At 46.5% G+C, this 531-nt stretch carries 1 protein-coding gene; it reads left to right on the top strand.

The window, feature by feature from the left end:
* Positions 1-496, top strand: a 496-nt coding sequence (locus tag AB4232_RS22500; RefSeq protein WP_372088074.1) for a peptide-methionine (S)-S-oxide reductase, incomplete at its 5' end; no start/stop codon positions are given.
* Positions 497-531 lie beyond the last annotated feature (35 nt).

Raw genomic sequence — 531 nt, 5'->3', positions numbered from 1 at the left:
CTTATGGGGCGTACAGGAATTTATTAAGTACGTTCCTGGTGTTATCAGCACAGAAGCAGGCCGTGCCAATGGAAGCGCCCAGCTAACAGAAAACGGGTCGACACAATGCGATAGCACGCAATGCAATGGCACACAAAGCGATTACGATGGCTATGCCGAGTGCGTACAAATTGAATTTGATCCAAGCGTTACGTCTGTAATGATTTTGATGGAACACTTGTTTGAGATTATCGACCCTTACAGCGTGAATAAACAAGGTGTCGATGTGGGAGAGAAGTACCGCACAGGCGTATACAGCACTAACGCAGAACACTTAACCGAAGCTAAGCACTATATTGCTTCAAGAGATGATGCCGACCGTATCGCACTCGAGATATTGCCGTTAACTCACTATGTTGCGAGTGATGATATCCACCAGCATCACCTAAGCCACTTCCCTGAAGATCACCACTTATGTCATATCCCTTGGGATCTGCTGCATAAGTATAAATCCTAGACTTAAACGTTACGCCTTGAGCCCTGAGCCCTGAG

The sequence above is a fragment of the Vibrio sp. 10N.286.46.A8 genome (genome assembly GCF_041470165.1).
Lineage (GTDB): Bacteria > Pseudomonadota > Gammaproteobacteria > Enterobacterales > Vibrionaceae > Vibrio > Vibrio tasmaniensis_A.
The sequence above is the reverse complement of the archived record's forward strand: the minus strand, read 5'-3'. Positions and strand labels throughout refer to the sequence as shown.